Raw genomic sequence first — 9,330 nt, 5'->3', positions numbered from 1 at the left:
GCTGCTCGACACGTGGGACATCCGGGTCGACCCCGGGGTCCGCACCGCGGACCTCAAGGTCGAGGACCGCCAGATGGTCGAGATCGCCCGCGCCCTCAGCGGCGGCGCCCGCTTCATCGTGCTCGACGAGCCGACCGCCCAGCTCGACAACCGCGAGATCGAGCGCCTCTTCGCCCGCATGCGGGCGCTGCAGGACTCCGGTGTCACCTTCCTCTTCATCTCCCACCACCTCCAGGAGGTCTACGAGGTCTGCCAGACCGTCACCGTGCTGCGCGACGCCCGCTGGATCACCACCGCGCCCGTCGCCGACCTGCCGCGCCCGGCACTGGTCGAGGCGATGGCGGGGGAGGCCGTCGCCGAGCAGGCGGCGGCCGCTGCCGAGGCGGTCGTCGAACAGGACGGCGTCGACGCCCCGGTCGTCCTCGACGTGCGGGGACTGACCTCGGACACCTACCGCGACGTCGATCTGACCGTGCGCCGCGGCGAGGTCGTCGGGCTCGCCGGGTCCAGCGGCAGCGGCAAGATCGCGCTCGCCGAGTCGCTGGCCGGACTGCACACCCCGGCCTCCGGCACCGCCCACGTCGACGGCGCCCCGCTGGCCTTCGGGGAGGTGTCCGCGGCCCTCGCCGCCGGCGTCGGCTGCGTCCCCCGCGACCGTCACGACCAGGGTCTCGTCACCGGCATGTCCATCGGCGACAACGCCACGATGTCCGTCCTCGGCCGGCTCGGCCGGCACGGGTTCGTCGCGACCGACCGCAAGCGCACCGTCGCCCAGGACCTCATCGAACGCCTCGACATCCACACCGAGGGACCCGAACAGCCGGTCTCCGACCTCTCCGGCGGCAACGCCCAGAAGGTGGTGATGGCCCGCGCCCTCGCCTCCGACCCGCATCTGCTGGTCCTCATCAACCCGACGGCCGGCGTCGACGTCAAGTCCAAGGAGTCGCTCCTGCGCCGCGTCGACCACGCACGCGACGACGGCACCGCCGTTCTCGTCGTCTCCGACGAGATCGACGACCTCCGCCGCTGCGACCGCGTCCTGGTCCTCTTCCACGGCAAGGTCACCGCCGAACACAGAGCGGGCTGGACCGACCAGGCCCTGATCGCCTCGATCGAGGGCGTGGGCGATGAGTAGCCCCGCAAGGGGCGCGGGGAGCCGCGCGACCGGCCACGCATCACCCGCACCCGCACCGCACACCCACACCCCTACGGCGACCACGCGCCCAGGAGCCCACCATGGCTGACACACAGGCCCCGTCGGCCTCACCCCAGACCGCGACGAAGACCCGGCCCCGCCCGAAGGCCGGCACGGCCAAGGGCGTCGTCCTCCGCCGAGCCCGGGAACTCGCCCTCGTCCCCGCCCTGCTCCTCCTCCTCGTCCTCGGCGCGATCGTCAACGACTCCTTCCTCACCGAGCGCAACCTCATCTCGATCCTGGGCGCCTCCGCGGCCCTCGCGATGGTCGTCCTCGCCGAGTCCCTCGTACTCATCACCGGCAAGTTCGACCTGTCCCTCGAATCGGTCGTCGGCATCGCCCCGGCGGTCGGCGCGCTCCTCGTCCTGCCGGTCGCCCAGTCCGGCTTCGGCACCGAGTTCCCGACCGCGCTCGCCCTGCTCTCGGTCCTCGTCGTCGGCGCGTGCGTCGGCGCCTTCAACGGCATCCTCGTCGTCAAGCTCAAGCTCAACGCGTTCATCGTCACGCTCGCGATGCTGATCGTCCTGCGCGGCCTGCTCGTCGGCGCGACCAAGGGCAAGACGCTCTTCGGCATGCCGGACGCGTTCTTCTCGCTGGCCACCACCACGTTCCTGCGCATCCCGCTGTCCGTGTGGCTGGCCGCCGTCTCCTTCGGCGTGGCCGGCCTGATCCTCAAGTACCACCGCGTGGGCCGCGCCCTGTACGCGATCGGCGGCAACGCCGAGGCCGCCCGCGCCGCCGGCATCCGCGTCGAGCGCGTCATGCTCGGTGTGTTCGTCGTGGCCGGAGTGCTCGCCTCCGTCGGCGGCATCATGCAGACCGGCTATGTCGGCGCCATCAGCGCCAACCAGGGCAACAACATGATCTTCACTGTGTTCGCCGCCGCCGTCATCGGCGGCATCAGCCTCGACGGCGGCAAGGGCACCATGTTCGGCGCGCTCACCGGCGTCCTGCTGCTCGGCGTCGTCCAGAACCTCCTCACCCTCGCCCAGGTGCCGTCCTTCTGGATCCAGGCCATCTACGGCGGAATCATCCTGCTCGCGCTCATGATCGCCCGGGTCACCACCGGCCGCGCCCAGGACTGATCACCGCCCCCGCCCGAAAGGCAGCCCGTGACCCCGACCAGCCCGCGCGTCACCGCGGTCGACACGTACGACATCCGGTTCCCCACCTCGCGGGAGCTGGACGGATCCGACGCGATGAACCCCGACCCCGACTACTCCGCCGCGTACGTCGTGCTGCGCACCGACGCCCCCGACGGACACGAGGGGCACGGCTTCACCTTCACCATCGGCCGCGGCAACGACGTCCAGGTCGCCGCCATCCGCTCCCTGCGCCACCACGTCGTCGGCCGCCCGCTGGACGCCCTGTGCGCCGACCCCGGAAGCCTCAACCGGGACCTCGTCGGCGACAGCCAACTGCGCTGGCTTGGACCGGAGAAGGGCGTGATGCACATGGCGATCGGCGCGGTCGTCAACGCCGTCTGGGACCTCGCCGCCAAGCGCGCCGCCAAGCCGCTGTGGCGGCTGCTCGCCGACGCCGACCCCGACTGGCTCGTCTCCCAGATCGACTTCCGCTACATCGCCGACGCGCTCACCCCGCAGGAGGCGCTCGACCTGCTGCGGGCGGGCCGCGAGGGCGCCGCCGCACGCACCGGCACGCTCCTCGAACACGGCTACCCCGGCTACACCACCTCGCCCGGCTGGCTCGGCTACTCCGACGAGAAGCTCACCCGCCTCGCCCGGCAGGCCGTCGCCGACGGATTCACCCAGATCAAGCTGAAGGTCGGCGCCGACCTCGACGACGACATCCGCCGCTGCCGCACCGCCCGCAGCGTCATCGGCCCCGGCATCCGCATGGCCGTCGACGCCAACCAGCGGTGGAACGTCGACGAGGCCATCGAGTGGACCCGCGCCCTCGCCGCCTTCGACCCGTACTGGGTCGAGGAGCCCACCAGCCCCGACGACGTCCTCGGACACGCCGCGATCCGCCGCGCCGTCGGCCCCGTCAAGGTCGCCACCGGCGAACACGTGCAGAACCGCATCGTGTTCAAACAGCTCCTCCAGGCCGGCGCCATCGACATCCTCCAGATCGACGCGGCCCGCGTCGGCGGCGTCAACGAGAACCTCGCGATCCTGCTGCTCGCCGCCAAGTTCGGCGTCCCCGTCTGCCCGCACGCGGGTGGCGTCGGGCTGTGCGAACTGGTCCAGCACCTCTCGATGTTCGACTACGTCGCCGTGTCCGGCACCACCGAGGACCGTGTCATCGAGTACGTCGACCACCTGCACGAGCACTTCACCGACCCGGTCGTGATGCGCCGCGGCCACTACGAGGCCCCCGGCGCGCCCGGCTTCTCCGCCACCATGCACCCCGGGTCCATCGCCGAGTTCACCTACCCCGACGGGGAGTTCTGGGTGAAGGACCGCGCCGGGCAGCACCCCACCCCGCACACGGACGGAGCCGCAGCATGAGCGACAGCAGCCTCCAGGACTTCGCCGGACTCACGGCACTCGTCACCGGCGGAGCCTCCGGGATCGGCCGCGCCACCGCCGGACTCCTCGCCGCCCGCGGCGCCGACGTCGCCGTCCTCGACCTCGACACGTCCACCGTCGACAAGCCGCTGCACGGATTCACCGCCGACGTCACCGACGACGCCTCCGTGCGCGCCGCCGTCGCCGCGGCCGTCGAGACCCTCGGCGGACTCGACGTCCTGGTCAACAACGCGGGCATCGGCGCCCAGGGCACCGTCGCCGACAACGACGACGCGGAATGGCGCCGCGTCCTCGACGTCAACGTCGTCGGCATGGTCCGCGTCGCCCGCGCCGCCCTGCCCGCCCTGCGCGCCTCCGCGCACGCCGCGATCGTCAACACCTGCTCCATCGCCGCCACCGCCGGACTGCCGCAGCGCGCCCTGTACGCGGCGTCCAAGGGCGCGGTGTACTCCCTCACCCTCGCCATGGCCGCCGACCACGTCCGCGAGGGCATCCGCGTCAACTGCGTCAACCCGGGCACCGCCGACACCCCCTGGGTCGGCCGCCTCCTCGACCGGGCCGACGACCCCGCCGCCGAACGCGCCGCCCTGGCCGCCCGCCAGCCCACCGGACGCCTCGTCTCCGCCGACGAGGTCGCCGGCGCCGTCGCCTACCTGGCCGGCCCGCTCTCCGGCGCCACCACCGGGACCTCGCTCGCCGTCGACGGGGGCATGCAGGGCCTGCGCCTGCGCCCCGTGGGACAGTGACCCCGATGCGCATACGCACCCTCGGCCGCTCCGGCGTCCCCGTCACCGCGCTCGGGTTCGGCGCCGCCGCCCTCGGCAACCTGTACACCCCGGTCGGCGACGACGACGCCCGCGCCGCGGTCGACGCCGCCTGGGACGCCGGTGTCCGCACCTACGACACCGCCCCGCACTACGGGATCGGCCTGTCCGAGCGCCGGCTCGGCGCGGCGCTGCGGGACCGGCCGCGGTCCTCGTACACCCTGTCCACCAAGGTCGGCCGCCTGCTGACCCCGTACGACGGCGGGGGCGACGACCTCGGTCACGGGTTCGCGGTGCCCGCCACACACCGCCGCGTCTGGGACTTCAGCGCCGACGGGGTGCGCCGGTCCCTGGAGGAGAGCCTCGGCCGGCTCGGTCTCGACCGCGTCGACACCGTGTACCTGCACGACCCCGACGACCACGCCGGACAGGCCTTCGCCGAGGGCTACCCGGCGCTGGAGCGGCTGCGCGCCGAAGGCGTCGTCGGCGCCATCGGCGCGGGGATGAACCAGGCGGCCATGCTCACCCGCTTCGTCCGCGACACCGACCTCGACGTCGTCCTGTGCGCGGGCCGCTACAGCCTCCTCGACCAGCGGGCCCTCACCGCCCTGCTGCCCGCGGCCGCCGAACGCGGTGTCTCCGTCGTCGTCGGCGGCGTCTTCAACTCGGGCCTGCTCGCCGACCCGAAGCCGGACGCCCCCTTCGACTACGCGCAGGCGCCACCGGACACCGTGGAGCGCGCCCTGCGCCTCAAGGCCCTCGCCGAGCGGCACGGCACCACGCTGCGCGCGGCGGCGCTCGCCTTCCCGTTCGCGCACCCCGCCGTCGCCGGCGTCCTCGTGGGGACCCGCTCGGCGGCCGAAGTGGCCGACGCGGCCGCCCAGTTCGGCACGCCGGTGCCGGACGCCTTCTGGCAGGAGGCCCGGCACACGGGGCTGATCGGCGCCGACGTCCCCACCCCCGACCAGATCCCCGGCCGGAGCCCCGATCAGCCCCCCGGACAGGAGGCGCCCGCGTGAGAGTCGCCCTGCACACCACGGTCCGCGCCGACCGCGTCGCGGAGTACGAACAGGCCCACCGCGAGGTCCCCGCCGAACTCGTCGCCGCGATCCGGGCCGCGGGCGCCCACCGCTGGACGATCTGGCGCAGCGGCACCGACCTCTTCCACCTCCTGGAGTGCGAGGACTACGCGCGCCTTCTCGCCGAACTGGACCGGCTCCCCGTCAACATCGCCTGGCAGACCCGCATGGGTGAGCTCCTCGACGTCGTCCACGACTACTCCGCCGAGGGCGCCGGAGCCTCGCTGCCCGTCGTCTGGGAGCTTCCGTGAGCGCCGGCCCGGCCGCGGGGCCGGTGATCGACGCCCATCACCATGTCTGGGACCTGTCCGTGCGCGACCAGGACTGGATCACCGGACCCGACCTCGCGCCGATCCGCCGTGACTTCGCCATGACGGACCTCGCCCCCCAGGCGATCGCCGAGGGCGTCGGCGCCACCGTCCTCGTCCAGACCGTGACCGTCGCCGAGGAGACCCCCGAGTTCCTCGCGCTCGCCGCACGCGATCCGCTCGTCGAGGCCGTCGTCGGCTGGACCGACCTGACCCGCCCCGACGTGCCCGACGCCCTCGCGGCGCTGCGCGAGGCGCCCGGCGGTCGCCACCTCGCCGGCATCCGGCACCAGGTCCAGGGCGAGCCCGACCCCGCGTGGCTGCTGCGGCCCGACGTGACCCGGGGCCTGGCCGCGGTCGCCGACGCCGGTCTCGTGTACGACCTCGTGGTGCTCCCGCACCAGCTGCCCGCATGTGTCCGGGCCGCCGCCCGGCACCCCGGGCTCACCTTCGTCCTGGACCACGCGGGCAAACCCCCGATCGCGTCCGGGGAACGGGAGCCGTGGGCCACCGACCTGCGCGCGCTCGCCGCGCTGCCCAACACGGTCTGCAAGCTCTCCGGGCTCGTCACCGAGGCCGATCCGAAGAGCTGGACCGTCGAGGCCCTGCGCCCGTACGCGGACACCGTCCTCGACGCCTTCGGCCCCGGCCGCGTCATGTTCGGGTCCGACTGGCCGGTGTGCACGCTGGCCGCCTCGTACGGTGAAGTGATGCGTGCGGCACGCGAGTTGGCGGGCGGCGCGGACGAGGAGGTCTTCGCGGGCACGGCCCGCCGGGTCTACCTCAGCCGGGTCGGCGGCAGGAACTCCCGCACGTAGGTCCGCTCCCACCACGCCCCCGTCTCGCGCCGCTCGCGCCACGTCGTGTACCGGTAGCGGAACACCCGGGCCCGGACGTGGGCGGGCGGCGCGTCGGGGAACGGGCAGTGGCGCAGCAGCCGAAGCGTGTCCCGGTCGTTGTCGAGGAGCCGCTCGACGAACGGCCCGAACCAGGCGCGCGCGTACACGGGGGAGAGCGCGGCGAACCACATCATCCAGTCGAGCCGCAGGTGGTACGGGGCGAACTGGCGGGGCATACGGCGCGGGTCGCCCGGCTTGCCGCGGAACTCGTAGGCCTGCCACCGGGTGCCCGGACCCGGCGCGGTGTCCGCCGTGCCCTCGACGACGATCTCCAGCCGGACGCGTCCCACGCTGCCGAACGCGCCGTAGGTGTTGACCAGGTGCAGGGCGTCGTAGGAGCGGTTCATGGACTGGTGCCGCGAGAGCAGGTTGCGCACCGGGCGCACGCTCAGGGCCGCCACCAGCACGGTCAGTGCCAGGACGAGGACCTCGTACCAGAGCGGCGCGGCGCCCGGCGCGGGCCCCGGGTACGGCGGGGGCAGGCCGAGGACGCTCGCCGCGAGCACGATGGTCAGCCAGTTCAACCACGCGAAGTTCCCGGAGAGCACCAGCCACAGCTGGGTCACGATCATCACGGACGCGGCCGCCGTCGCCACCGGCTGCGGGGTGAACAGCAGGAACGGAACCACCAGTTGGGTCACATGGTTGGCGGCGGCCTCCAGGCGGTGCAGCGGGCGCGGCAGCCGGTGGAAGAACCAGCTGAGCGGACCGGGCATCGGCTGCGTCTCGTGGTGGAAGTACAGGCACGTCAGGTTCCGCCAGCACGCGTCACCGCGGATCTTGATCATCCCCGCACCGAACTCCAGCCGGAACAGCAGCCACCGCAGCAGGAACAGCACCAGCACCGGCGGCGCCACCTCGTCGTTGCCGAGGAACACCGCGAGGAACCCGGTCTCCAGGAGCAGCGACTCCCACCCGAATCCGTACCAGGTCTGCCCGACGTTCACGACCGACAGGTACAGCACCCACGGCACCAGCCACAGCAGCATCGCCGCCCACAACGGCACGAGCCCGTCGACCCCCGCGAGCAGCGCGGCCGACAGCGCCGCCCCGCCCCACGCGCACCCCGCGAAGAACCGGTCCGAGTAGTGCAGCCGGAACAGCGAGGGCGCCGCCCGCCACGGCACCCGGGCCAGATACGCCGGCACCGGCAGCAGCCCCCGCGCACCGATCAGCGCCCGGAACTGCAGCGCGGCCCCGGCGAACGCCACGAGGTACACCGCCGCGAGACCCCGCTGGAACACCAGCCGGGCGAGCCAGTGGTCCGGGGCGCCGAACCAGTCCACGCCTCCAGTGTGGTCCCACGGCGCCGCCCGGGGCACGACTTGCGGGCCCGCGTCGGCTGCGCCCGACTGGACTGCGGGGGCACAAGGACGCCGCTGCACAGCTGGGAGAACACGTGCGCGCACGGATCAGGACCAAGACGTACGTCACCGCGCTCGGGATGTCCGCGGCGCTGCTGCTCGCCGGGTGCTCGTCGGGCGCCGGGACCGCGGGCGTGGGCGCCGACCCCGCCGCCGGGGCCCGGGGCACGCTGCACCTGCAGCCGATCGCCGACGAGGGGCCCGACCCCTTCACGGACTCCACCGCGACATCGGACGCCACACCACCGCCCGTCACCCGAACGCCGCAACCCGCACCGAGCGGCAGCGCCCGCGCCAACCCCGAGGGGCTGACGTCCTTCTCCGGCGCCACCCCGGGCCTGTACGGCGGCACCAAGTCCGTCGGCAGCTGCGACGTCGAGAAGCAGATCCGCTTCCTCACCTCCGACCGGTCCAAGGCGGGCGCCTTCGCGCAGGCCAGCGGGGTCCGGCAGGCGGACATCCCCGGCTTCCTGCGCGGGCTGACCCCGGTCGTGCTGCGCTCGGACACCCGGGTCACCAACCACGGCTACCGCGACGGCCGGGCCACCGCGTTCCAGTCGGTCCTCCAGGCCGGCACCGCCGTCCTCGTCGATGGGCACGGACTGCCGCGCGTGCGCTGCGCCTGCGGCAACCCGGTCGACCCGCCCGTCGCCCTGAAGGGAAGCCCCCGCCAGAAGGGCAAGGCGTGGAGCGGCTACCGGCCCACGCAGGTCATCGTGATCACGCCCGCACCGACCGTCATCCAGAACATCACCATCATCAACATCGTCAACAACACGTGGATCGAGCGCCCGATCGGCGACGACGGCGACCGCGACCGGCCCGTCCCGCCGCCCAGCCCCACCCCCACGTCCCCGTCGCCGACCTCGCCCTCGCCGACCTCCCCGTCGCCCACGAGCCCGAGCCCGAGCGACTCCGAGACCTCGCCGAGCCCCTCCGACTCCGACACGGACTCCGCGTCGCCCAGCGACAGCGCCTCCAGCAGCGAGTGCCCGACCCCGACGGCCACCAGCACCCCCGTCAGCCCCTCGCCCTGGCCGGCCGACTGCCCGACGCCGACCCTCGCCCCCGACGACGGGACCGGCTCGGACACCCCGGACCAGCCGGACGACAGCGGTGCCGTCCCCGACGTCACGGACCCGGGGGACCAGGACGCGGGCTGAGACCGGCCCGGGTCCGCGTGCGGGGCCCAGGGGCTGCGCCTAGCGTGTCCGTATGGACGCGGGTAC

General features: G+C 73.6%; 9 protein-coding genes. 8 read left to right on the top strand and 1 reads right to left on the bottom strand.

Annotation, left to right across the window (positions count from 1 at the left end; translation table 11 throughout):
- From GTW43_RS17750 to GTW43_RS17720, 7 genes are all read left to right on the top strand, one after another.
- Window positions 1–1,135, top strand: a 1,135-nt coding sequence (locus tag GTW43_RS17750) for an ATP-binding cassette domain-containing protein (RefSeq protein WP_161302992.1), incomplete at its 5' end; no start/stop codon positions are given.
- Window positions 1,136–1,236: 101 nt separating this feature from the next.
- Window positions 1,237–2,280 (top strand): ABC transporter permease, encoded by a 1,044-nt coding sequence (locus GTW43_RS17745; RefSeq protein ID WP_161302991.1) that lies wholly within the window; start codon window positions 1,237–1,239, stop codon window positions 2,278–2,280.
- A 27-nt stretch (window positions 2,281–2,307) separates the two neighbouring features.
- Window positions 2,308–3,666, top strand: a complete 1,359-nt coding sequence (locus tag GTW43_RS17740; RefSeq protein ID WP_161302990.1) for an L-fuconate dehydratase — start codon at window positions 2,308–2,310, stop codon at window positions 3,664–3,666.
- Window positions 3,663–4,433: an SDR family oxidoreductase gene (locus GTW43_RS17735; protein ID WP_161302989.1), complete on the top strand. Its 771-nt coding sequence runs from the start codon at window positions 3,663–3,665 to the stop codon at window positions 4,431–4,433. Before GTW43_RS17740 ends, GTW43_RS17735 begins: the two co-directional genes overlap by 4 nt.
- A gap of 11 nt (window positions 4,434–4,444) precedes the next feature.
- Window positions 4,445–5,470, top strand: coding sequence for an aldo/keto reductase (locus GTW43_RS17730; RefSeq protein WP_161302995.1), 1,026 nt, complete (start codon window positions 4,445–4,447; stop codon window positions 5,468–5,470).
- Entirely contained in the window at window positions 5,467–5,781 is a 315-nt protein-coding gene (locus GTW43_RS17725) for an L-rhamnose mutarotase (RefSeq protein WP_161302988.1), read from the top strand. The genes GTW43_RS17730 and GTW43_RS17725 overlap by 4 nt, the downstream gene beginning before the upstream one ends.
- Entirely contained in the window at window positions 5,778–6,656 is an 879-nt protein-coding gene (locus GTW43_RS17720) for an amidohydrolase family protein (protein WP_343246041.1), read from the top strand. Before GTW43_RS17725 ends, GTW43_RS17720 begins: the two co-directional genes overlap by 4 nt.
- Here the strand turns inward: GTW43_RS17720 and GTW43_RS17715 are convergent.
- Complete coding sequence (locus tag GTW43_RS17715; RefSeq protein WP_161302987.1) at window positions 6,617–8,023, bottom strand: lipase maturation factor family protein; 1,407 nt, start codon at window positions 8,021–8,023, stop codon at window positions 6,617–6,619. The two genes, GTW43_RS17720 and GTW43_RS17715, sit on opposite strands and share 40 nt — an antisense overlap.
- Before the next feature lie 113 nt (window positions 8,024–8,136).
- On the opposite strand from GTW43_RS17715, the gene GTW43_RS17710 reads away from it, so the two are divergent.
- The gene (locus GTW43_RS17710) at window positions 8,137–9,264 is read left to right on the top strand and encodes a DUF6777 domain-containing protein (protein WP_343246040.1); all 1,128 of its coding nucleotides are present in this window, start codon (window positions 8,137–8,139) and stop codon (window positions 9,262–9,264) included.
- Window positions 9,265–9,330: the final 66 nt, after the last annotated feature.

The sequence above is a fragment of the Streptomyces sp. SID5785 genome, assembly GCF_009870065.1.
Lineage (GTDB): Bacteria > Actinomycetota > Actinomycetes > Streptomycetales > Streptomycetaceae > Streptomyces.
The sequence above is the reverse complement of the archived record's forward strand: the minus strand, read 5'-3'. Positions and strand labels throughout refer to the sequence as shown.

What these genes read in the sequence shown, in the direction of transcription:
- GTW43_RS17745 (WP_161302991.1), top strand. Translation starts at nt 1,237, where the DNA reads ATGGCTGACACACAGGCCCCGTCGGCCTCACCCCAGACCGCGACGAAG.
- GTW43_RS17735 (WP_161302989.1), top strand. Translation starts at nt 3,663, where the DNA reads ATGAGCGACAGCAGCCTCCAGGACTTCGCCGGACTCACGGCACTCGTC.